Origin of the sequence: Conyzicola nivalis, from assembly GCF_014639655.1 — a bacterium.
GTDB lineage: Bacteria > Actinomycetota > Actinomycetes > Actinomycetales > Microbacteriaceae > Conyzicola > Conyzicola nivalis.
Genome location: NZ_BMGB01000001.1, coordinates 1,851,144 through 1,873,082 on the forward strand (window position 1 = coordinate 1,851,144; position 21,939 = coordinate 1,873,082).

A 21,939-nucleotide genomic window follows, 5' to 3' on the forward strand; every position below is an offset into this window, starting at 1 on the left:
CAATGCGCCCCCGCGAATCGTCGATCTAGGGGCGCCCGAATAGGGTGGGGCCAATGACGTCTCCATCACAGCCCGGATTCGTGCGCGTTCGTGGCGCCCGCGAGAACAACCTGCGAGACGTCGACGTCGACGTTCCCCGCGACAGCATCGTGGCCTTTACCGGGGTCTCCGGGTCGGGCAAGTCGTCGCTCGCGTTCGGCACGATCTTCGCCGAGGCCCAGCGCCGTTTCTTCGAGTCGGTGGCGCCGTACGCCCGCCGGCTCATCGCCCAGGGTCACACCCCGCACGTCGACGAGATCACCGGCCTGCCCCCGGCGGTGGCGTTGCAGCAGCGCCGCGGTGCACCCAGCTCGCGGTCGACGGTCGGCACGCTCACGACGCTGTCGAACTCCACCCGCATGCTCTACTCCCGGGCGGGCAGCTACCCGGCCGACGCCCCGAAGCGGCTCGAGTCCGACTCGTTCTCGCCGAACACGGCCGCCGGGGCGTGCCCGCGCTGCCACGGGCTGGGCGTCGCACACGAGGTCACCGAGAAATCGGCCGTGCTCGACCCGTCGCTCAGCATCCGCGACGGCGCGATCACCGCCTGGCCCGGAGCGTGGCAGGGCAAGAACCTGCGCGACGTCGTGGCGGGTCTCGGCTACGACATCGACGTGCCGTGGCGCGACCTGCCCCGCGCGGACCGCGACTGGATCCTGTTCACTGACGAACAGCCCGTCGTCGAGGTCACGCCGCAGCGCGACCGCGTGGCGAAGCCCTACAAGGGACGCTTCTGGAGCGCGACCAGCTACATCATGCACACGCTCGCCGACTCGAAGAGCGAGCCGCAGCGCAATCGGGCCCTGCAGTTCGTGGAGACCGGCCCGTGCACCCTGTGCGGCGGAAGCGGCCTCACCCGCGCGGCCCTCGCCGTGACCTTCGCCGGGCACACGATCGCCGACCTCAACGCCCTGCCGCTCGAGGCCCTCGCCGACGCGCTGCGCCCCACCACTCGGCTCACCGCGGCGAGCGCGGCCGTGTCGTCGAAGGCGTCGGGCGAGACCACCGAGGTGGCCGTGACCATCACCACCGACCTCGTGGCGCGCATCGACGTGCTCGTCGGCCTCGGGCTCGGCTACCTGAGCCTCGGCCGCGCCACCCCCACCCTCTCCCCCGGCGAGATGCAGCGCCTGCGCATCGCGACACAGCTGCGCTCGGGCCTGTTCGGCGTGATCTACGTCCTCGACGAGCCCTCCGCCGGCCTGCACCCCGCCGACGCGGAGCCGCTCATCGAGGTGCTGCAGCAGCTGAAGGCGGCGGGCAACTCGGTCTTCGTCGTCGAACACAACATGGACGTCGTGCGACGCGCCGACTGGATCGTCGACGTGGGCCCTGGCGCGGGCAGCGGCGGCGGCTCGGTGCTCTACAGCGGTCCGGTCGACGGCCTCGAGGGTGTCGACGCGTCGGTCACCCGCCCCTTCCTCTTCGGTGATGCGGATGCGCCCGCTGTCGAGCGCCCACCGCGACAGGCGGGCGGCTGGCTCAAACTGCGCGACATCACCAAGCACAACCTCCGCGGCGTCGACGTCGACGTTCCCCTCGGTGTGCTCACCGCGGTGACGGGCGTCTCCGGCTCGGGCAAGTCCACGCTCGTCGGGCACGTACTCGCGGGCATCAAAGACGACGGCGCCGAGCGCGACAGTACGGGCAGCGACCAGGTCGACCGCATCGTGCAGGTCGACCAGAAGGCCATCGGGCGCACGCCCCGCTCGAACCTCGCCACCTACACCGGGCTGTTCGACGCCGTGCGCAGCACGTTCGCGGCGACGGCGGAGGCCCGACGGCGCGGCTTCGACGCCGGGCGGTTCTCGTTCAACGTGGCCGGCGGACGCTGCGAGACGTGCCTCGGCGAGGGGTTCGTGTCGGTCGAGCTGCTCTTTCTGCCGGGCAGCTACGCGCCCTGCCCGACCTGCGACGGGTCGCGCTACAACGCGGAGACGCTCGAGGTCACCCACAACGGCAAGAACATCGCCGAGGTGCTGCGGCTCACGGTCGACGCCGCGGCCGAGTTCCTCGCCGACGTTCCCGCGGCCGCGCGCAGCCTCGAGACGCTGCGCCAGGTCGGTCTGGGCTACCTGCGGCTCGGCCAGCCGGCGACGGAACTCTCCGGCGGCGAGGCCCAGCGCATCAAGCTGGCGACCGAACTGCAGCGGGCCCGTCGCGGTCACACGCTGTACCTGCTCGACGAACCGACGACGGGACTGCACCCCGCCGACATCCGTCTGCTCGTCGAACAGCTGAACGGCCTCGTCGACGCGGGCAACACGGTGGTCGTCGTCGAGCACGAGATGGACGTCGTCGCGTCCGCCGACTGGGTGATCGACATGGGGCCAGGCGGGGGCGACTCCGGCGGCACGCTGGTGGTCGCCGGCGAACCGCGGGTAGTCGCAGACCACGACACCAGCCGCACCGCGCCGTACCTCGCCGTCGCGATCGCCCCAGACCGTAGGGTTGTCTAATGGCCGATGCAACGACCGAGACTCCCGCCGCCCCCACCGGGATCCCCGGGATCATCGCCAAGGTGATGAAGCTCAAGCCCGTGCGGGTGTTCCAGCACTACGCCGTCTCCGGCGGGCCGCTCATGGCCTCGGGGCTCGCCAACCAGGGCCTGTTCGCCACGTTCGCCGGCCTGTGGGTCGGCTTCTCCGTCATCGGGCTCGTGATCGCGGGCGACCCCGCGCTGCGCTCGTCGCTCGTCGACACCATCGCGAACGCCGTGCCCGGCCTCATCGAGTCGAGCACGAGCGACGGCGCGATCGATCCCGACGACCTGCTCGCCGCCGGCATCCTCAACTGGACGGGCGCCATCGCCCTCGTCGGTTTGCTCTTCACCGCGATCGGCTTCCTCGGCTCGGCGCGCGAGGCGGTGCGTCGCATCTTCGCGATCGCGCCCGACTCGACGTTCTTCCTGCTGCTCAAGCTCAAAGACCTCGGGCTCGCCGTCGGCTTCGGCGCCGCGCTCATCGTCTCCACCGTGATCTCGACGGTCAGCACCTCTGCGCTCGGCTGGCTGCTCGACCTCACCGGCATCGGCTCGGACTCGATGGTCGGCACCGTGGCCGGTCGCATCCTCGGTCTGCTCGTCGCGCTGCTGATCGACGTCGCCGTGCTCGCCGCCCTCTACCGGGTGCTCGCCGGAATCCCCATCCCGTTCAGGCGACTGCTCGGCGGCGCCATCATCGGCGGGGTGGCCCTCGGCGCCCTCAAACTGCTCGGCGGGCTGCTGCTCGGCGGTGCCAGCAACAACCCGCTCATCGCGTCGTTCGCGATCATCGCCGGTCTGCTGATCTTCCTCAACCTGGTCTGCCAGGTGATCCTCATCAGCGCCGCCTGGATCTCGGTGGGCATGGATGACGCGGGGATCGCCGCCGATCCCGTGGCCGCGGAGAAGGAGCGTGCCGAACGCGAACGCATCGCCGAACTCGAGCGGCTGGCGAAAGAGGCGCAGGAACCCCGCGGGCTCGCCCGGCTCTTCCGGCGACGCCGGCGACCGGCCGATGACGGTGGCGCCTCATAAAATAGGGGCATGCCTACCCCCCTTCGCGTCGCATCCGTCAACGTCAACGGCATCCGTGCCGCCTACAAGAAGGGGATGCGGGAGTGGCTCGACACCCGCGGGGTCGACATCCTCGCGATGCAAGAGGTGCGCGCCACCACCGAGATCGTCGAAGAGCTGCTCGGCCCCGAGTGGGACATCCTGCACGACGCCGCGACGGCCAAAGGGCGGGCGGGCGTCGCAATCGCGTCGCGGAACAAGGCGTCCATCCACCGGGTCACCCTCGGCGACGACGAGTTCGACAGCGCCGGCCGCTGGCTCGAGGCCGACTACGAGGTCGGCGACCGCATCATCACGGTCGTCAGCACCTACGTGCACTCGGGCGACGTAGGAACCCCCAAGCAGGTCGAGAAGTACAAGTTCCTCGACGCCATGACCGCGCGCATGCCCGAGATCGCGGCGCACAGCGAGCTCGCGCTCATCGTCGGCGACCTCAACGTGGGGCACCGCGAGCTCGACATCAAGAACTGGAAGGGCAACCGCAAGAGCGCGGGCTTCCTGCTCGACGAACGCGCCTACTTCGACCGCTTCTTCGGCGAGGCCGGCTCGACCGTCGAGGGCGTAGACGGCAGCACCGGCCCCGGGCTCGGCTGGGTCGACGTAGGCCGCCGCTGGGCCGGCGAGGTCGAGGGCCCGTACACCTGGTGGTCGCAGCGGGGCCAGGCCTTCGATACCAACACCGGCTGGCGCATCGACTACCAGCTCGCCACTCCGGCCCTCGCGGCCACGGTGCAGAACTACGCCGTCGACCGCGCCTCGGCCTGGGACACCCGCTGGAGCGACCACGCACCGGTCGTGGTCGACTACGCGATCTGACATTGCCCGCTGAGCCTGTCGAAGCGCCCCTTCGACAAGCTCAGGGTCCGAACGTCTGAAAGACTGGACACCATGAGCACCAAGCCCCGCCTCTTCTCCGGCATGCAGCCGTCCGCCGACTCCCTCCAGATCGGAAACTACATCGGCGCTCTGCTGCAGTGGAAGGAAATGCAGGTCAGCCACGACGCGGTCTTCTGTGTCGTCGACCTGCACGCCATCACCGTCGCGCAAGACCCGGCCGAACTGCGCGCGGCGACCCGGCGCACGGCGGCCCAGTACATCGCCGCGGGCATCGACCCCGAGCTGTCGACCCTGTTCGTGCAGTCGCACGTGCCCGCCCATCCGCAGCTCGCCTGGGTGCTCAACACCCTCACCGGCTTCGGCGAGGCCAGCCGCATGACGCAGTTCAAAGACAAGTCGACCAAGCAGGGTTCGGATGCCACGACGGTCGGCCTCTTCGCGTACCCGACGCTCATGGCGGCGGACATCCTGCTCTACGGCGCGGAGACGGTGCCGGTCGGCGAAGACCAGCGCCAGCACGTCGAACTGACCCGCGACCTCGCGACGCGGTTCAACTCGCGGTTCGGCGAGACCTTCGTGGTCCCCGAGGCGCAGATCCAGAAGGCCACCGCGAAGGTCTACGACCTGCAGGAGCCGACCAACAAGATGAGCAAGTCGGCCTCCACCGACAAGGGCGTAATCTGGCTGCTCGACGAGCCGGCGAAGAGCGCCAAGAAAATCAAGTCGGCGACGACCGACAGCGACGGCGAGGTGCGTTACGACGTGTCGTCCAAGCCCGGCGTCTCGAACCTGCTCACCATCTACTCCGTGCTCAGCGGGCGCTCGATTGACTCGATCGAGACCGAGTACGCCGGCAGCGGCTACGGCGACTTCAAGAAGGGTCTCGCCGAGGTCGTGGTGGAGACCTTCGCGCCCATCCGCGCGCGCACCCTCGAGCTGCTCGACGACCCGGCCGAGCTCGACCGCATCCTCGCCCGCGGCGCTGACAAGGCCGCCGCGATCGCCGACGTGACGCTCGCCACGGTGTACGACCGCATCGGCTTCCTGCCCCGCGCATGATCCCACCCACCATCCGCTCCGAGCGGCTCACCCTCGACTCGCTGCGGGCCTCCGACGCCGACGCGGTCTACCGGTACTGCCAGGACGCGGAGGTGCAGCGCTGGGTGCACATCCCCTCGCCCTACACGCGCGCCGACGCCGAGTTCTTCGTGACGACCTACGCCACCGATGCCGCGTCGAGCTCGGCGATGACGCTCTGGGCCATCCGTTCCGAGGCGCGTGACCTTCTGGGCGTGATCGAGCTGCGGCACGAACCGCTCGGGTCTGCGACGGTCGGGTTCTGGCTGGGTAAAGACCACCGCGGCCAGTCGATCATGACCGAGGCGCTCGCGACCCTCGTCGAGTACTCGTTCGACGCGCAGGGGCTCGACCTCGATCGCCTGCGCTGGGAATCGTTCGCCGGCAACTACGGCTCGGCCGTCGTCGCGCGCCGCAACGGATTCCACTTCGAGGGCACGCTGCGCCGGGCGGTCGTGCACCGCGACACCCGCGTCGACACCTGGAACGCGTCGCTGCTGCGCAGTGACGACCGCGAGATCCACGACGGGTGGCCGCTGTGATGATCCCCGCGGTGGTGCTGTTCGACCTCGACGACACGCTGTTCGCGCACTCGCGGGCCGTGGCGAGCGGGGTCGCCGCCTATCGGGCGGCGCACGGCGGCGCCCTCGCCGCGGCAGACGACGCCGTCGAACTCGCCCGTTGGTACGCGCTCGAGGAACACCACTACCACCGCTACCTCGCCGGGGAGCTCGACTACCGCGAGCAGCGCCGCCACCGCGCCCGCGGGTTCGTCGAGCCGTTCGGGCTCGACCTGTCGAACGACGTCGACGCCGACGACTGGTTCGGCCGTTATCTCGTGCAGTACGAGCGCGCGTGGGAGCTGTACGACGACACCCTCCCCGCCCTCGACACCCTGCAAGAGCTGCGTCCCGACGTGCGGTTCGGCGTGATCACCAACGCCGAGCTGCCCTTCCAGCGTTCGAAGATGGATGCCACGGGGCTGGCGACGCGCATCGAGCTCACGATCGCCAGCGGCGATGTCGGAGTCGCCAAACCCCACCCGCGCATCTTCCAGTTCGCGTGCCAGCAGTTCGGGGTCGAACCGCGGGACGCCGCCTACGTGGGCGACCGGCTCGAGACCGACGCCATCGGCGCGGCCGGCGCGGGCCTCACCGGCGTGTGGCTCGATCGGAAGGGTGCGGCGACAGACGACGAGAAGGCTCGCGCCGCGGCATCCGGGGTTCGCATCGTCGCTGGTCTCGGCGACCTGCCGACGGCGCTTTCGATACAGGCGTAGGGTATAACGGCTGCCAAAAGCGGCCACATCTTCTGCGCCACTCGCGCATTTTCCGCTTTTCCACGTCTTTTTCGTTTCGGAAGCAGTTTTCTCCATGTCTCACGTCGACGCCACTGTCGCGCCAGCAGCACCCGCCAATCCCCGTTCGCGCGTCATCCTCGCGAGCCTCATCGGAACCTCGATCGAGTTCTACGACTTCTACGTGTATGCCACGGCTGCCGTGCTCGTGTTCCCGATCCTGTTCTTCCCGAGCGACAACGCCGTGGCGGCCCAGCTCGCCTCGTTCGCCGCCTTCGGTGTCGCGTTCATCGCGCGCCCGATCGGCTCGGTGCTCTTCGGGCACTTCGGCGACCGCATCGGACGCAAGGGCACGCTCGTGGCCTCGCTGCTCACGATGGGTATCGCCACGTTCATCATCGGCGTGCTGCCGACCGCGCTTACGCCGGGCTGGCAGGTGCTCGCCCCCGCGCTGCTCGTGCTCATGCGCTTCTGCCAGGGCATCGGCCTCGGCGGCGAGTGGAGCGGTGCGGCGCTGCTCGCGACCGAGAACGCGCCCAAGGGCAAGCGAGCCATCTACGGCACCTTCCCGCAGCTCGGCGCTCCGATCGGCTTCATCATCGCCAACGGCGTCTTCCTGCTGCTGTCGCTCAACCTCTCGCAGGACGACTTCCTCAACTGGGGCTGGCGTGTGCCGTTCATCGCGTCGGCGGTTCTCGTGATCATCGGTCTCTACGTGCGCCTCAAGCTCGTCGAGACGCCCGCCTTCACGAAGGTCGTCGAGCGCGGCGAGGTCGCCAAGCTGCCCCTCGCCCGCGTGCTCAAAACGAGCTGGCGTCCGCTGATCCTCGGCACGTTCATCATGCTCGCCACCTACGTGCTGTTCTACCTGATGACCGCGTTCACGCTGAGCTACGGAACGACCGCGTCGTCGCTCGAGGCGGCGAAAGAGGCCGCCATCGCCAAGGGCGCTCCGCTCACCGACGCCGCGGCCGCCGCGTTCGTGCCTGGCCTCGGCTACTCACGCAACGACTTCCTGGTAATGCTCATCATCGGCTGCGTGTTCTTCGGCATCTTCACCCTCGTGTCGGGCCCGCTCGCCGAGCGCTTCGGACGCCGCAAGACGCTGCTGTTCACCACGGTCGGCATCATCGTGTTCGGCGCGCTGTTCGTGCCGCTGTTCGGCGCCGGGACGGTCGGCGTCATGACGCTGCTCATCGTCGGCTTCGCGCTCATGGGGCTCACATTCGGCCCGATGGGTTCGGTTCTGCCCGAGCTGTTCCCGACCAACGTGCGCTACACCGGAAGCGCGATCAGCTACAACGTGGCATCGATCCTCGGTGCTGCCCTCGCGCCGACCATCGCACTGGCCCTGCTCGCCGCCGGCGACGGCAGCCCGGTGCTCGTCGGCCTGTACCTGAGCGCCGCGGCCGTGATCACCCTGATCGCGCTGTTCATCAGCAAGGAGACGCGCGACATCGACTACGAGGTCTAGGCGTCGACGACGTGCGGCCCGCGCCCTGGGGGGGGTGCGGGCCGTTCGCCGTTAAGGCCGACATGTTCGTGATTCAGGATGCTTCGCGTGAGCCCCGCGCGGAACGTCGTAGTCTCGCGGGCGGTCGGGTGGCGCCGCGGCATCCGACCTGAATGACGGACACTGTCACACCGTCGGCCCGCGCCGATGTGCCCGCACCGCGCCGACGATCGCGGCGATCGCCAACTCGCGCTCGAACATGACCTGGCGGTAGTTCAGCCGCACCACTATGTACCCGCGAGCGGCCAGTTCGGCATCGCGCGCGTAGTCGCGCGCCGTCGGCACCTCGCCCTCGTGATATTCGCGCCCATCGACCTCGACGACAACACAGCCGGCGACCACGAAGTCGACCACGCCGACGCCCACGAACCGCACCTGCACCTCGAAGGGGATTCCTCGATCGATGAGCGCCAGCCGGATGAGGGTCTCGATTCCCGACATGCACCTCGAATCGATCAGCGACCGCAGCGGTGTCAACCGCTTCGGAAGCGCGGCGAAGATAGCCGCTACCTGCCGGGCGGTGACGCGCCCTTGGTACATCGCGCTGTCGAGTGCGGCGACAGCGAACTCGGCGGGTTGGCAACGGATCGTCTGGGCGAGCGCGTTCACGATCCCGCAGGTGTGCACCGATGCGTCGTCGATTTCCACGGCGCCCGCCCAGTGGACCTCGCACCCGTCGCGGTTCTGCGGCTCAAGCGGCCGGGACCTGTCGCGCGGGCTGCGCAGCCGTGACGCGTTCGGCTCTACGGACACGTGGGGAAACGAGTGCGGCGGCACCCAGACGCCGTGGCGCTGGAGCGCCGAGACGCAGCCCAAGCGCCCACCGATGCGTACGGCCTGCAGAAGCGCCGGATCGGCCAGCGGCTCGGCGTAGTAGCCCTCGCGCACGCGGAGCAGCCGCCGCCCGCGCACGGCCACGGTCAGGTCGCGGGGCGTTGCACCGGCGGAGAGCAACTGCGACCGGGTGGCGATCGGCTCGCCGAGAGCGGCGAGTGCGAGGGTGGCGTCCATCCGCCCAGTGTGGGAGCGACGTGGGATGCGCGGGCCGCCACGGCGCAATCGGTGGAGAACCGGTGTTCGTCATTCAGGACGGATGCCATCGCGCGTCCCTGTCACCCCGGGATCACGCGGTTACAGGGGCCGACGAGTCATCCGCCCTGAATGACGAACGGGGCGGGGACGTGAAAGGGGCGCCGCCGGACCACACCGGCGACGCCCCTAGCTTGTTGTGCGACTACTGCACGTCTTCGTCGACCCAGTCGAAGGTCTTCGTGACGGCCTTCTTCCAGTTGCGCAGCTGGCGCTCGCGCTCGGCGGGCTCCATGTTCGGAGTCCAGCGCTTGTCCTCGAGCCAGTTCTGGCCGACGTCGGCGAGGTCCTTCCAGAACCCGACGGCGAGGCCGGCCGCGTAGGCGGCGCCGAGCGCGGTGGTCTCCGCGACGACGGGGCGCACGACGGGGACACCGAGGATGTCGGCCTGGAACTGCATTAGCGCGTCGTTGGCAACCATGCCGCCGTCGACCTTGAGCTCTTCGAGGTCGACACCGGCGTCGGCGTTGACCGCGTCGAGCACCTCGCGCGTCTGGAACGCGGTCGCCTCGAGGGCGGCCCGGGCGATGTGGCCCTTGTTCACGTAGCGCGTGAGACCGACGAGGGCGCCGCGGGCATCCGAGCGCCAGTACGGCGCGAAGAGACCCGAGAACGCGGGCACGAAGTACGCTCCGCCGTTGTCCTCGACCGTGGCCGCGAGGGTCTCGATCTCGGGCGCCGAGTTGATGATGCCGAGGTTGTCGCGCAGCCACTGCACGAGCGAACCGGTGACGGCGATCGAACCCTCGAGGGCGTAGTGCGGCTTGGCGTCGCCCAGCTTGTAGCCGAGCGTCGTGAGCAGGCCGTTCTTCGAGTGCACGATCTCTTCACCCGTGTTGAAGATGAGGAAGTTACCGGTGCCGTAGGTGTTCTTCGACTCGCCGGCCTCGAAGGCCGCCTGACCGAAGGTGGCCGCCTGCTGGTCGCCGAGGATGCCGGCGACCGGAACCTCGCGCAGCAGCGACGACGACTCGACGTTTCCGTAGACCTCGGAGGACGAGCGGATTTCGGGCATCATCGACAGCGGAACGCCGAAGATGCCGAGGATTTCCTCGTCCCACTGCAGCGTCTCGAGGTCCATGAACAGGGTGCGCGAGGCGTTGGTGACGTCGGTCGCGTGCACGCCGCCCTCGGTGCCGCCCGTAAGGTTCCAGAGAACCCACGAGTCGGTGGTGCCGAAGAGCAGGTCGCCGGCCTCGGCCTTTTCGCGCGCGCCCTCCACGTTCTCGAGGATCCAGACGATCTTGGTTCCCGAGAAGTAGGTGGCCAGCGGGAGGCCGACCTTGGGCTTGAAGCGCTCGACTCCGCCGTCTGCCGCGAGGCGGTCGACGATGTCCTGCGTGCGGGTGTCCTGCCAGACGATGGCGTTGTAGACGGGCTTTCCAGTGTTCTTGTCCCAGACCACCGCGGTCTCGCGCTGGTTGGTGATGCCGACTGCTTCGACATCGTGTCGGGTGATGTCGGCCTTCGACAGTGCCTGGCCGATGACCTCGCGCGTGTTGCGCCAGATCTGCTCGGGGTCGTGCTCGACCCAGCCTGCCTTGGGCAGGATCTGGTCGTGCTCCATCTGGCCGGACGAGACGATGCCGCCCTCGTGGTTGAAGACGATGGCCCTCGTGCTGGTCGTGCCTTGGTCGATGGCGACTACATATTTGGTCATGAACTCATTCACTCCTTTGTGGGTGTGGTGCTGCGCTAGATGTTTGTAGAGCTGACTAACTGACGAGCGGAAGGAGCGGGCCGGACGCGAGTCCGGCGATCACGCCACCGACGACCGGTCCGGCGATCGGAACCCAGCTGTACGCCCAGTCGCTGGTTCCCTTGCCCTTGATCGGCAGCACGAAGTGCGCGATACGGGGGCCGAGGTCACGTGCAGGGTTGATGGCGTACCCGGTAGGTCCACCGAGCGAGGCGCCGATACCGACGACGAGCAGGGCGACCGGGAGGGCACCGAGCGCGGCGAGGCCGGCCGGGGTGGCGGTGTCGGCGTCGCCGGCACGGCCGAAGCCGATCACGACGAAGACGAGCACGAACGTACCGATGACCTCGGTGATGAAGTTCCATCCGTAGCTACGGATGGCGGGACCGGTCGAGAACACGCCGAGCTTGTTCGCCGCGTCGGGCTCGTCATCGAAGTGCTGCTTGTACGCCACCCAGCAGAGCACCGCACCGATGAAGGCACCGAGCAGTTGGGCGAGGATGTAGATCGCCACTTCTCCGGCCGACAGGTCGGCGCCGCTCGCGAGCAGGCCGAGCGTCACCGCCGGGTTGAGGTGTGCGCCGGAGGAGTACGACACAGTCACACCGGCGAAGACCGCGAGGCCCCAACCGAAGTTGACCATGAGGAAGCCGCCGCCGAGTCCCTTGTTGCGGGCGAGTGCCACGTTCGCGACCACGCCGCAACCGAGCAACACGAGCAGCGCCGTACCGACCAGTTCTGACAGGAAGATTTCACCTAAATTGTCCACGTTGACCTTTCTTTGTAAAACCTACGTCGTGCGCTACTTGGTCGCGACGACCGCGGGTGCGAGGTGCACACCGTGGGCATCTGCGAGCAGCGACGTGGCGTGACGAATTTCGTCATCCCGACGTTCTTGCTGCCAGCCGAGAACGCGTGCAGCGATCCCGACCAGTTCTTCGAGCAACTCCACGGTAACGGCACCGGTGAAGGCAAGGTTGGTGCGACGCAGCAGTACGTCGTCGAGGTGCACGACGGATTCAGTCGCGATGATGTGCTCGATCTCGAGAACGCTGTACTCGGACGAGTGCTTCAGCAGCGTGTCGTCGCCGTCGTCGATCGCGTCGATGACCTCGACGGCACGAGTGCCGTAGCGGTCGAAGAGCTGGGCGGCGCGCTGCTTGCCGACGAAGCCGGAGTGGGCGGTGATCCAGTTGTCGCGGGCCTGCGGGGTGCGCGGGTAGTTGCGTCCGCCGCCGATCTCGATGTTCTTGGTGTCGACGGTGCGCGGCTGGCCGATCAGCGCCAGCACATCGGTGCTGATGTGCGCCGCCAAAGCGCGGAACGTGGTCCACTTGCCGCCGACGAGGCTGAGCAGGTCGGCCTTGCCGAGCTTGCCCGCGACGATGCGGTAGTCGCGGGACACGAAGCCGGGCTGCAGGTCGTCGTGCTTCGGCAGCGGGCGCACGCCCGAGAAGCTGAAGACGATCTGCGAGCGGTCGACGGCGATCTTGGGGAAGACGTTGGCGATGAGGTCGAAGAAGTAGTCGATCTCTTCGCTCGTGCACACGGCGGGCTCGCGGATGTCGGCCTCGAGGTCGGTGGTGCCGACCATGACCTTGCCGTTGAGCGGGTAGATGAGCACGATGCGGCCGTCTTTGTGCTCGAAGAACATCTCGCGGCCGGCGGTCGCGGCGAGCAGTGCCGGGTTGTCGAGCACGATGTGCGAACCCTTGGTTCCGCCCATGTAGGCGGTCTCGTCGCCGAGCGCCTCGTTGGTGAGGTCGGTCCAGGGCCCTGAGGCGTTGACCACGACGTCGGCGGCGAAGGTGAACTCGGTGCCGGAGACGGTGTCGCGCAGCACGACGCCGTTCTCGTTCGAACCGACGGCCTCGACGTAGTTGCTGGCACGGGCGGTGTCGCCGACCGCGAGACCGTCGTGCAGTACGTCGAGTGCGAGACGCTCGGGCTCGTGCACCGACGCGTCGAAGTAGGTGGCCGTGTACTTGATGCCGGGGTTCAGCTGCGGCAGCGTGGCGAGAGACTTCTTGCGGCCGTGGAAGACGTGACGGGGAACCGTGCCGCCGTCGCGGGAGAAGGAGTCGTAGAGCACCATGCCGACCTTGATCAGCGCGGCGCCGCGTTCCTTGGGGGTTCCCGACTTGTGTGTGAGGAAGCGGAGGGGAGCAGAGAGGATGCCACTGAAGGTCGAGTAGATCGGAATCGTGGTCTGCAGCGGCTTCACGTAGTGCGGAGCGATGCGCAGCAGGCCGTTGCGCTCGGTGACCGACTCGCGCACGAGCCGGAACTCGCCGTTCTCGAGGTAGCGCACGCCGCCGTGGATCATGTGCGACGAGGCCGCCGAAGCGCCGGAGCAGTAGTCGTTGCGCTCGACGAGTACGACGTCGACGCCCTGCAGCGCGAGGTCGCGGAAGGTCGCGATTCCGTTGATGCCTCCGCCGATCACGAGCACCTGGGCCTTGGGCCTCTCGGTGAGCGCGCTCACTTCATTGCGGACTGCGCCGGTCGGCATCGACTCTCGAGACTTCACTGTATTCGTCGCTTTCAGAGGTGTTGCGGTCTGACCGGGGTGAACGCCTCGGTCAGGGACGCGCCGTCTCCGACGCGTTACGTACATACTGGAACGGTAGGACCACACGATCAAGCGGGGTGAACAAACGTGCAAGCACCGGCAGGGCCTGTCGCGTCCGAGCCGGCGACGGCGGAGAAATCCCGGGACGCGCTGCGGGCGGCGCAGCTCTACTATCTGCAGGACCTGACGATGGATGCCATCGCTCGCGAACTGCGGACGTCGCGTTCTTCCGTCTCCCGACTGCTCAGTTATGCCCGGGATCACGGCCTCGTCGAGATCAGGGTCATCTCCCCTCTTGACCGCTTCTCCGTGCTGCAGCGCGACCTCCGCGACCGTTTCGGGGTGAACGCGCACGTCGTGCCGGTGCCCGATTCGACGAGCGACATCGACCGTCTCGAACGCGTGGCGCTCTCGGCTGCACGAATTCTCACGCCCTACTTCGACTCGAACATGACGCTCGGCATCGCCTGGGGCGCCACGATCAATGCCGTGAGCCGCCACCTGCAGAAGAAGGCGACCCACAACTCCCGCATCGTGCAGCTCAACGGCGCCGGCAACACGTCGACGACGGGCATCGACTACGCGAGCGAGATCCTGCGCCGGTTCGGCGAGGCGTTCAACGCCTCGGTGCAGCAGTTCCCCGTCCCCGCGTTCTTCGACGACCCGGCCACCCGCGACGCCATGTGGCGCGAGCGCACGACCAAGCGGGTGCTCGACATGCAGCGCCACACGGACATCGCGCTGTTCGGTGTCGGCTCCACGTTCTCCGAGGTGCCGAGCCACGTGTACGCGGGCGGCTACCTCGACGCCGAGGACTACGCGGCGCTCGACGCCGCCGACGTCGTGGGCGACATCGCCACCGTGTTCTACCGCCTCGACGGCAGTCACGACGGCATCCCGTTGAACGCCCGCTCGACCGGCCCTGACCCCGCGGTGATGCACGCCGTCGCACGGCGGATCTGTGTCGTCTCCGGTGCATCCAAAATCACGGCCCTGCGCGGCGCGCTCGCGGCCGGCATGATCACCGACCTCGTCCTCGACGAGCTCGCCGCCCGGACCCTGCTCACCGAGGACACGGCGCAGCGTCTCAGAACGTCACGGGAATAGTCGGCCGTCGCCCGCGTTGGATACACTGCAGTTAGCAAGAAACGTGCTCCGGGGTCGGTGAAAGTCCGAACCGGCGGTGATAGTCCGCGACCCGCGGTCAGGCGAAAGCCCGGCCGTGGCTGACCCGGTGGAATTCCGGGACCGACGGTAATGAGGTCGCGAGACCTCTCAGTCCGGATAGGAGGAAGCACGGGTGTCGTGGCCAGCCGCGACGCCGGTCGTTCACCGACCGACAAAACCCGGAGTCCGTCTTCTCGAAGAAGATTTGAGGACACCGGATGACCCAGTCGAGCGTTACAGACGCGACGCTGATGCGACACGCCCTCTCCCTCGCCGCGCACGGCCCGCTCACCGGCGGCAACCCGCAGGTCGGCTGCGTTTTGGTCGACGCGCACGGCACCATCGTCGCCGAGGGCTGGCACCGCGGCGCGGGAACACCGCACGCCGAGGTCGACGCGCTGTCGAAAATCCCGTCGGCCGCAGGTCTCACCGCCGTCGTGACCCTCGAGCCGTGCAACCACACGGGCCGCACCGGCCCGTGCTCCACCGCCCTCATCGCCGCGGGTGTTGTTCGCGTGGTCTACGCCGTGTCCGACCCCGGCGCCACGTCGTCGGGCGGCGCCGACCACCTGCGCGAGGCCGGGGTCGAAGTCGAGGGCGGCGTGCTCGCGGCCGAGGTCGAGGCGTTCATCCACCCCTGGCTGACCGCCACCCGCCGCGGACGTCCATGGGTCACGGTGAAGTGGGCGTCGAGCCTCGACGGCCGCGCCGCCGCCGCCGACGGCACCAGCCAGTGGATCACCGGCACCGCGACGCGCCAGCGGGTGCACGAGCAGCGCGCCGACAGCGACGCCATCCTGGTCGGAACGGGAACCGTGCTCGCCGACGACCCGTCCCTCACCGCACGGGGTGACGGCGGCGAACTGATGCCGCACCAACCCGTTCCCGTCGTCGTGGGCGAGCGCCCCGTGCCGCAGGCCGCGAAACTGCGCAGCCACCCGGCCGGTCTGATCGAGACGCACTCGCGGGACCTGGAACAGGTGCTCGCGGGATTGTTCGGCCGCGGCATCCGACGGGTCTTCGTCGAGGGCGGACCGGGCGTCGCGAGCGCCTTCATCGCCGGCGGCCTCGTCGACGAGTACCTCGTCTACCTCGCCCCCACCCTCATCGGCGGCCCCAAGACCGCTATCGGCGACATCGGGGTCGGTACCATCGGCGAGCAGCGCAGACTCGCGATCACCGCGATCGAACGGCTAGGCGACGACATCCTGCTCGTCGCACGGGTTTCGACGAGCTCAACCAGCGAAGGGTTCTAACCATGTTCACCGGAATCATCCAGGAGCTCGGCTCCGTGACCGCGTGGGAGCCCACCGCCGACGCCGCGCGCATCACCGTGCGCGCACCGCTCGCCGCGGCCGATGCCGCACGCGGCGACTCGATCAGCGTCAGCGGCGTGTGCCTCACGGTCGTCGACCAGGGTCCCGACTGGTTCACCGCCGACGTGATGGCCGAGACGATCGCCATGAGCACCCTCGGCGCGACCGAGGCCGGACGGACCGTGAACCTCGAACTCGCGGCCATGGTGGGCGACCGGCTGGGCGGCCACATCGTGCAGGGGCATATCGACGGGACATCCGAAGTCTTGTCCCTCGACGACGGAAGCGCCTGGCGGGTCGTGCGCTTCAGCCTGGCCCCGGATGTCGCGGCTCTCGTCGCGCGAAAGGGGTCCATCGCGATCGACGGCGTCTCCCTCACGGTGAGCGCCGTCGGCGGCGACTGGTTCGAAGTGTCGCTGATCCCCGAAACCCTCACGGCGACGACCCTCGGCGCACTCGTCGCCGGCGACCGCGTCAACATCGAGACCGACATCCTCGCCCGCCACGTGGAGCGCATGCTCGCGGTCTCGACGGGCTCAGGGCACGCACGCTCAACCACCGAGAGGAGCTCGCTGTGAGCCTCGCCGATATCCCCACGGCGCTCGACGCCCTGCGCGCCGGCCGCCCCGTCATCGTCGTCGACGACGAGAGCCGCGAGAACGAGGGCGACGTCGTACTCGCCGCCCAATTCGCGAGCCAGGAGTGGCTGGCGTGGCTCGTGCGCAACTCGTCGGGCTTCATCTGCGCGCCGATGACCAACGAGATCGCCGACCGGCTCGAGCTGCCGATAATGGTGCCGGACAACCAGGACCCCCGCGGCACGAACTACACGGTGTCGGTCGATGCGGCGAACCGGCTGAGCACCGGCATCAGCGCGTCGGACCGCGCACACACGCTGCGCGTGCTCGCGGACTTCGACTCGGTGCCGGCAAGCCTGCACCGTCCCGGGCACATCATGCCGCTGCGGGCCGTCGAGGGCGGAGTGCGCGAGCGCGACGGACACACCGAGGCGACGATCGATCTGCTCAAGCTCGCCGGCCTCGTGCCGGTGGGCGCAATCTCCGAGATCGTGGCGGAGGACGGCGAGATGATGCGCCTCCCCGGCCTGATCGAGCTCGGCGAGCGCGAGGGAGTCGCTGTCATCACGATCGCCGCGCTCATCGACTACCTCAACGAGACGCAGCCGGGCGCCGACGTGCCGCTCGCCGTCGACATCCCCGAGTCGTCGCGCGTGATCTTCGAGGTGGAGACAACCGTGCCGACCACCCACGGCGAGTTCCGTTTCCGCGCCTATCGTGACCGCACCACGGGCTACGACCACCTCGCGATCATCTCGGGCGAGCCGGTCGACGGCGCCCTCGTGCGTGTGCACTCGGAGTGCGTCACGGGCGAGGTCTTCGGGTCGCTCAAGTGCGAGTGCGGCCCGCAGCTCGACGCGGCGCTCGACGCGATCCGGCACTCGGCTGAACAGGGCAGTGGCGGCGTCGTCATCTACATGCGCGGCCACGAGGGCCGCGGCATCGGGCTGATCAACAAGCTCAGGGCCTACCGGCTGCAGGAGGAGGGGCTCGACACCCTCGACGCCAACCTCGCGCTGGGCTTCCCGGCCGACGGTCGCGACTACGGAGCCGCGGTCGCCATCCTCGAGGACCTCGGCATTTCTTCGGTGCGTGCCATCACGAACAACCCCGAGAAGCTGCGCCAGTTACGCGAACGCGGCATCACGGTGACCGAGCAGGTGCCGCTCGTGGTCGGCGTCGGCAGTTTCAACGAGGGCTACCTCGAAGCAAAGCGTGACCGCATGGGTCACATCCTCCCCAGCAACGCTGTGCTCGACGAAGCGGTGCTGATCGGCAAGAAAGGTTCACAGATATGAGCGGCGACGGATCCCCCGACATCTCCACCGACGGCACCGGCCTCAAGGTCACGATCGTCGCGGGCCAGTGGCACACTCAGATCGCCGACGGGCTGCTCGCCGGCGCGCGGCGGGTGCTCGACGCCTCGGGCGCGACCGTGACGGTCGTGCGCGTTCCCGGCAGCTTCGAACTGCCGGTCGTGTCGAAGGCCGCGCTCGATGCCGGGGCCGACGCGGTGGTGGCGCTCGGCGTGATCATCCGCGGGGGCACTCCCCACTTTGAATACGTGTCGGATGCCGCGACGACGGGTCTCACACAGGCGTCGTTGCTCGCCGGCAAGCCGATCGGATTCGGGCTGCTCACGCTCGACGACGAGCAGCAGGGGCTCGACCGCGCCGGCCTCGCCGACTCGAAGGAAGACAAAGGCGCCGAGGCCGCCGAGGCCGCGCTGGCGACCGCGGTTCTGCTGCGCGAGATCCGCGGGTAGCGGGCTCGGCGGGGTAGTGCGCCGATAGTGCACTTGTGGTGGGTGCCGATCCTCGAGCACCCGCCACAAGTGCACTAGCGCCGCGCGCACGAGAATCCGGTCACTTCACAGCAAGAAACGTTTCACACTGTGTAGCGAGCGTGCGATGATGGCTGCATGGAGACGACAGAGCCCGGCATGCGCGAGCGCAAGAAGCTGCACACGCGCTTCACCATCGAGACGTCGGCGGTCGATCTCGTGCTCGAGCACGGGTTCGACAACGTGACGATCGAGGCCATCGCCGAACGCGCCGACGTCACACCCCGCACGTTCTTCAACCACTTCGCTGACAAGGCCGACGCCGTTCTCGGCATCGCCCGCGAACAGGAGATCGCGACCGACCTCGACACGTCGACGATCGTCGCGGGTTCCGCGTTCGAGTTCGGAGCGGCCGTCGTGCGCGCGGGCATCGCCCAGCTCGACGACTCCATCGTGGCCGCCGACAAGCGACGCCGCGACGTGTTCGCCCAGAACCCGGCGCTCCTCGCCCGCGAGATGGAGAAGATCGCGCTCATCGAGGGATCGATCACCCGGCATATCGACGGATATCTCGCCGATGCCGGGGTACCGGCCGGGCCCGACCGCGACGACCGCGCCCTCGCGATCACCGTGACCATTACCGCCGCCGCACGACTCGCTTTCATCAGATGGAGTCGGCAGCCGGCATCCGCCCAGGAGCTCGTCTCCTTCTTCGACCGCGCGATCGACTCGATCACCGACATCCTCACCAACCCCGGAAAGACGGAATGACCACCCACGACCCGATAGCTGTGCCCGCCGCGGGCGCCGCCAAGCCCCGCATCATCCCCATCTTCATCGCCCTCATGGTCACGATGCTGCTCTCGTCGCTCGACCAGACCATCCTCGGCACCGCGCTGCCCACGATCGTCGGCGAGCTCGACGGCGTGCAGCACATGCTGTGGGTGGCCACCGCGTACATCCTCGGCGCCACCGTCGTGATGCCCATCTACGGCAAGCTCGGCGATCTCATCGGCCGCAAGACGCTGTTCCTGGTCGCGCTCTCGATCTTCATCGCCGGCTCGATCCTCGGCGGGCTCGCGACCAATATGGAACTGCTCATCGCCGGCCGCGCCATCCAGGGCCTCGGCGGCGGCGGGCTGATGATCCTCAGCCAGGCGATCATCGCCGACGTCGTCCCCCCGCGCGACCGCGGAAAGTACGGCGGCTTCATCGGCGCCGTCTTCGCCTTCTCGGCCGTGGTCGGCCCGCTGCTCGGCGGCCTGTTCACCGACTCCCTGACCTGGCGCTGGGCCTTCTGGATCAACATCCCGCTCGGCATCGCCGCGATCATCACGGCGGCCGTCTTCATCCGCCTGCCGCAGCGCGCAGGCCGTGCGAAGCCGAAGATCGACTACCTGGGCACGGCGCTGATCGCCATCGCCACCACGAGCCTCGTGCTCGTCACCTCGTGGGGCGGCACCGAGTACGAGTGGGACTCGCTGCTCATCATCGGCCTCATCGCCCTCACCGTCGTCTCGGCCGCGCTCTTCGTCTGGGCCGAGACGAAGGCGGTCGAGCCGATCATCCCGCTGTCGCTGTTCAAGGACCGCAACTTCACCATCACCACCGTCGCGGGCCTCATGACCGGTGTCGCCATGTTCGGCGCCATCGGCTACATGCCCACGTTCCTACAGATCGCGAACGGCATCAACGCCACCGAGTCGGGCCTGCTGTTGCTGCCCATGCTCGTCGGCCTGCTCATCACGGCGATCGGCAGCGGTCTGCTGATGTCGAAGACCGGCCGCTACAAGTGGATGCCCATCGTCGGTTCGGCCCTCATCGGCATCGCGCTCGTGCTTTTCTCCACCCTGACGGCGAACACCAGCCCGTTCCTCACCGGGGTCTACCTGTTCGTGCTCGGCGCTGGCCTGGGTCTCACCATCCAGGTGCTCGTGCTCATCGTGCAGAACTCGGTGCCGCACAAGGTGCTCGGCACGGCGACGGCCGCGAACGCGTTCTTCCGCGAGATCGGCGCGACCGTCGGTTCGGCCGTCGTGGGCAGCGTCTTCGCCAGCCGCCTCACCCAGCAGCTCGCCGACACCTTCGGCACGGGCGAGAACGCCGAGGCGAACTCGCTGACCCCCGCCGCGATCAACGCGCTGCCGGCCGAGCTGCACGACCTGATCAGCGACGCCTACGCCAGCGCTCTCGCCCCGATCTACCTGTTCCTCGTGCCCCTCATGGTGATCACGGTGGTGATGCTGTTCTTCATCAAGGAGGTTCCGCTCGCGTCGACGGTCCCGGTCATGGAGGGCATGGAAGACGACGATCCGGATGACGCGGCTCCCGCCCTCGCGGGCGACGACACCCGCGCCACCGTCGCGGACGACGTCGAGCCGGTCAGCCGAGCCTGACAGCGGCTATCGTGGGCGGCATGGCACTCGACGCGATCACTTCGAGCGCGCCCGATCTCGACGGCCGCTCGGTCGCCAGCCAGCGCTGGTCCCACCTCGTCTTCCTGCACTGGCGGGTGGAGGCGGCGCGTGTCGCGCCGCTTCTTCCCGCCGGGCTGCGGCCCGACGTCATCGACGGGTCGACGTGGGTTGGTCTGATCCCGTTCGTGCTCGACAGGGCGACGGTGTTCGGCAGCCCGCCGGTGCCCTACTTCGGCGACTTCGTCGAGATCAACGTCCGGCTGTACGCCGTCGACGAGCGGGGCCGCCGCGGCGTGGTGTTCGTCTCGCTCGAGGCGTCGCGCCTGGCCGCGGTGCTCGCCGCGCGAGCGATCTTCGCGCTGCCGTACATGTGGTCGCGTACGACGCTCGAGCGCGACGGCGAGTTATTCGACTACCGCGGCGACAGGCACGGAACCTCCGATGCGACGTCCCGCATCGTGGCGCGGGCCACGACGGTGGCGGTGCACGACGACCCGGTCGCCGACTTCCTCACCGCCCGCTGGGCGCTGTTCACCCGCGTGCCCGGCCGCACAGTTCGGCTGCGCAACCACCACGAGCCGTGGCCGCTGTTCGAGGCGCAGCTCGTCTCGCTCGACGACCGGCTGCTCGCGCGGGCCGGCTTCGCCGACCTCGCCGGCCTGGCGCCCGACTCGGTGCTGTACTCGCCGGGCGTCACGACCCGGTTCGGGCGGTGACCTGTCAACGTGAGTTGACGTCTCGTCGCTCGTCAACTACGGTTGACACCATGGACCACGTCACCATCCACACCCTCGCCGCCGGCGCAGACTCGGATGACCCGATCGAAGCCCTCCGCGCGATTGCCAAGCTCCGCACCGAGCTCGACCGGGTCGAAGCCATAGCCGCCAGACGTGCCCGCAACGCCGGTGCGCCGTGGCAGCTCATCGCCCTCGCGCTCGGCGTCTCACGCCAGGCCGTTCACAAGAAATACGGGCGCTCGTAGCGCCATCCAAGAGAAAA

20 protein-coding genes and 1 riboswitch are annotated in these 21,939 nt (G+C 68.6%); of the genes, 16 read left to right on the forward strand and 4 right to left on the reverse strand.

Going from position 1 to position 21,939, the window contains the following annotated elements; translation table 11 throughout:
- Positions 1–53: 53 nt before the first annotated feature.
- The 7 genes from IEV96_RS09180 to IEV96_RS09210 all read left to right on the forward strand — a co-directional run bounded on the left by IEV96_RS09180 (position 54) and on the right by IEV96_RS09210 (position 8,280).
- A complete protein-coding gene (locus tag IEV96_RS09180) occupies positions 54–2,498 on the forward strand; it encodes an ATP-binding cassette domain-containing protein (RefSeq protein WP_188510321.1) in 2,445 nt (814 codons plus the stop codon).
- Positions 2,498–3,556, forward strand: a complete 1,059-nt coding sequence (locus tag IEV96_RS09185; protein ID WP_188510322.1) for a YihY/virulence factor BrkB family protein — start codon at positions 2,498–2,500, stop codon at positions 3,554–3,556. The genes IEV96_RS09180 and IEV96_RS09185 overlap by 1 nt, the downstream gene beginning before the upstream one ends.
- A gap of 9 nt (positions 3,557–3,565) precedes the next feature.
- Positions 3,566–4,411: an exodeoxyribonuclease III gene (locus IEV96_RS09190; protein WP_188510323.1), complete on the forward strand. Its 846-nt coding sequence runs from the start codon at positions 3,566–3,568 to the stop codon at positions 4,409–4,411.
- A gap of 72 nt (positions 4,412–4,483) precedes the next feature.
- Entirely contained in the window at positions 4,484–5,491 is a 1,008-nt protein-coding gene (gene trpS / locus IEV96_RS09195) for a tryptophan--tRNA ligase (protein WP_188510324.1), read from the forward strand.
- Positions 5,488–6,051 carry a GNAT family N-acetyltransferase gene (locus IEV96_RS09200; protein WP_188510325.1) on the forward strand — a complete coding sequence of 188 codons (564 nt, stop codon included), beginning with the start codon at positions 5,488–5,490 and terminating at the stop codon, positions 6,049–6,051. Before trpS ends, IEV96_RS09200 begins: the two co-directional genes overlap by 4 nt.
- Positions 6,039–6,788 (forward strand): HAD family hydrolase, encoded by a 750-nt coding sequence (locus tag IEV96_RS09205; protein ID WP_229733182.1) that lies wholly within the window; start codon positions 6,039–6,041, stop codon positions 6,786–6,788. The genes IEV96_RS09200 and IEV96_RS09205 overlap by 13 nt, the downstream gene beginning before the upstream one ends.
- Before the next feature lie 94 nt (positions 6,789–6,882).
- On the forward strand, positions 6,883–8,280 hold the full coding sequence (locus IEV96_RS09210; protein WP_188510326.1) for an MFS transporter: 1,398 nt from the start codon (positions 6,883–6,885) through the stop codon (positions 8,278–8,280).
- 165 nt (positions 8,281–8,445) lie between these two features.
- On the opposite strand, the gene IEV96_RS09215 is transcribed toward IEV96_RS09210, so the two are convergent.
- The 4 genes from IEV96_RS09215 to IEV96_RS09230 all read right to left on the reverse strand — a co-directional run bounded on the left by IEV96_RS09215 (position 8,446) and on the right by IEV96_RS09230 (position 13,619).
- Positions 8,446–9,330: a DUF559 domain-containing protein gene (locus tag IEV96_RS09215; protein WP_188510327.1), complete on the reverse strand. Its 885-nt coding sequence runs from the start codon at positions 9,328–9,330 to the stop codon at positions 8,446–8,448.
- Positions 9,331–9,553: 223 nt separating this feature from the next.
- Positions 9,554–11,068 (reverse strand): glycerol kinase GlpK, encoded by a 1,515-nt coding sequence (gene glpK / locus IEV96_RS09220; protein WP_188510328.1) that lies wholly within the window; start codon positions 11,066–11,068, stop codon positions 9,554–9,556.
- A 55-nt stretch (positions 11,069–11,123) separates the two neighbouring features.
- Entirely contained in the window at positions 11,124–11,876 is a 753-nt protein-coding gene (locus tag IEV96_RS09225) for an MIP/aquaporin family protein (protein WP_188510329.1), read from the reverse strand.
- A 33-nt stretch (positions 11,877–11,909) separates the two neighbouring features.
- Entirely contained in the window at positions 11,910–13,619 is a 1,710-nt protein-coding gene (locus IEV96_RS09230) for a glycerol-3-phosphate dehydrogenase/oxidase (RefSeq protein ID WP_188510330.1), read from the reverse strand.
- A 249-nt stretch (positions 13,620–13,868) separates the two neighbouring features.
- On the opposite strand from IEV96_RS09230, the gene IEV96_RS09235 reads away from it, so the two are divergent.
- From IEV96_RS09235 to IEV96_RS09275, 9 genes are all read left to right on the forward strand, one after another.
- Positions 13,869–14,786: a sugar-binding transcriptional regulator gene (locus IEV96_RS09235; RefSeq protein WP_188510331.1), complete on the forward strand. Its 918-nt coding sequence runs from the start codon at positions 13,869–13,871 to the stop codon at positions 14,784–14,786.
- Between the two features lie 40 nt (positions 14,787–14,826).
- Positions 14,827–14,980, forward strand: a riboswitch (FMN riboswitch).
- Between the two features lie 84 nt (positions 14,981–15,064).
- The gene (gene ribD / locus IEV96_RS09240; RefSeq protein ID WP_229733184.1) at positions 15,065–16,102 is read left to right on the forward strand and encodes a bifunctional diaminohydroxyphosphoribosylaminopyrimidine deaminase/5-amino-6-(5-phosphoribosylamino)uracil reductase RibD; all 1,038 of its coding nucleotides are present in this window, start codon (positions 15,065–15,067) and stop codon (positions 16,100–16,102) included.
- Positions 16,103–16,104: 2 nt separating this feature from the next.
- Positions 16,105–16,740: a riboflavin synthase gene (locus IEV96_RS09245; RefSeq protein ID WP_188510332.1), complete on the forward strand. Its 636-nt coding sequence runs from the start codon at positions 16,105–16,107 to the stop codon at positions 16,738–16,740.
- Positions 16,737–18,038 carry a 3,4-dihydroxy-2-butanone-4-phosphate synthase gene (gene ribB / locus IEV96_RS09250; RefSeq protein WP_188510333.1) on the forward strand — a complete coding sequence of 434 codons (1,302 nt, stop codon included), beginning with the start codon at positions 16,737–16,739 and terminating at the stop codon, positions 18,036–18,038. The genes IEV96_RS09245 and ribB overlap by 4 nt, the downstream gene beginning before the upstream one ends.
- Positions 18,035–18,505 (forward strand): 6,7-dimethyl-8-ribityllumazine synthase, encoded by a 471-nt coding sequence (gene ribH / locus IEV96_RS09255; RefSeq protein WP_188510334.1) that lies wholly within the window; start codon positions 18,035–18,037, stop codon positions 18,503–18,505. The genes ribB and ribH overlap by 4 nt, the downstream gene beginning before the upstream one ends.
- Positions 18,506–18,661: 156 nt before the next feature.
- On the forward strand, positions 18,662–19,294 hold the full coding sequence (locus tag IEV96_RS09260; RefSeq protein ID WP_188510335.1) for a TetR/AcrR family transcriptional regulator: 633 nt from the start codon (positions 18,662–18,664) through the stop codon (positions 19,292–19,294).
- Complete coding sequence (locus tag IEV96_RS09265) at positions 19,291–20,919, forward strand: MDR family MFS transporter (RefSeq protein ID WP_188510336.1); 1,629 nt, start codon at positions 19,291–19,293, stop codon at positions 20,917–20,919. The genes IEV96_RS09260 and IEV96_RS09265 overlap by 4 nt, the downstream gene beginning before the upstream one ends.
- A 20-nt stretch (positions 20,920–20,939) precedes the next feature.
- Positions 20,940–21,656: a YqjF family protein gene (locus IEV96_RS09270; protein WP_188510337.1), complete on the forward strand. Its 717-nt coding sequence runs from the start codon at positions 20,940–20,942 to the stop codon at positions 21,654–21,656.
- A gap of 50 nt (positions 21,657–21,706) precedes the next feature.
- Positions 21,707–21,922, forward strand: coding sequence for a hypothetical protein (locus tag IEV96_RS09275; RefSeq protein ID WP_188510338.1), 216 nt, complete (start codon positions 21,707–21,709; stop codon positions 21,920–21,922).
- The last annotated feature ends 17 nt before the right edge of the window (positions 21,923–21,939 follow it).

Excerpts from the sequence above, each read along its gene's own strand:
- IEV96_RS09180 (WP_188510321.1), top strand. The coding sequence starts at position 54 with ATGACGTCTCCATCACAGCCCGGATTCGTGCGCGTTCGTGGCGCCCGC.
- IEV96_RS09185 (WP_188510322.1), top strand. The coding sequence starts at position 2,498 with ATGGCCGATGCAACGACCGAGACTCCCGCCGCCCCCACCGGGATCCCC.
- IEV96_RS09190 (WP_188510323.1), top strand. The coding sequence starts at position 3,566 with ATGCCTACCCCCCTTCGCGTCGCATCCGTCAACGTCAACGGCATCCGT.
- trpS (WP_188510324.1), top strand. The coding sequence starts at position 4,484 with ATGAGCACCAAGCCCCGCCTCTTCTCCGGCATGCAGCCGTCCGCCGAC.
- IEV96_RS09200 (WP_188510325.1), top strand. The coding sequence starts at position 5,488 with ATGATCCCACCCACCATCCGCTCCGAGCGGCTCACCCTCGACTCGCTG.
- IEV96_RS09210 (WP_188510326.1), top strand. The coding sequence starts at position 6,883 with ATGTCTCACGTCGACGCCACTGTCGCGCCAGCAGCACCCGCCAATCCC.
- IEV96_RS09215 (WP_188510327.1), bottom strand. The coding sequence starts at position 9,330 with ATGGACGCCACCCTCGCACTCGCCGCTCTCGGCGAGCCGATCGCCACC.
- glpK (WP_188510328.1), bottom strand. The coding sequence starts at position 11,068 with ATGACCAAATATGTAGTCGCCATCGACCAAGGCACGACCAGCACGAGG.
- IEV96_RS09230 (WP_188510330.1), bottom strand. The coding sequence starts at position 13,619 with ATGCCGACCGGCGCAGTCCGCAATGAAGTGAGCGCGCTCACCGAGAGG.
- IEV96_RS09235 (WP_188510331.1), top strand. The coding sequence starts at position 13,869 with ATGGATGCCATCGCTCGCGAACTGCGGACGTCGCGTTCTTCCGTCTCC.
- ribD (WP_229733184.1), top strand. The coding sequence starts at position 15,065 with ATGACCCAGTCGAGCGTTACAGACGCGACGCTGATGCGACACGCCCTC.
- IEV96_RS09245 (WP_188510332.1), top strand. The coding sequence starts at position 16,105 with ATGTTCACCGGAATCATCCAGGAGCTCGGCTCCGTGACCGCGTGGGAG.
- ribH (WP_188510334.1), top strand. The coding sequence starts at position 18,035 with ATGAGCGGCGACGGATCCCCCGACATCTCCACCGACGGCACCGGCCTC.
- IEV96_RS09260 (WP_188510335.1), top strand. The coding sequence starts at position 18,662 with ATGGAGACGACAGAGCCCGGCATGCGCGAGCGCAAGAAGCTGCACACG.
- IEV96_RS09265 (WP_188510336.1), top strand. The coding sequence starts at position 19,291 with ATGACCACCCACGACCCGATAGCTGTGCCCGCCGCGGGCGCCGCCAAG.
- IEV96_RS09270 (WP_188510337.1), top strand. The coding sequence starts at position 20,940 with ATGGCACTCGACGCGATCACTTCGAGCGCGCCCGATCTCGACGGCCGC.
- IEV96_RS09275 (WP_188510338.1), top strand. The coding sequence starts at position 21,707 with ATGGACCACGTCACCATCCACACCCTCGCCGCCGGCGCAGACTCGGAT.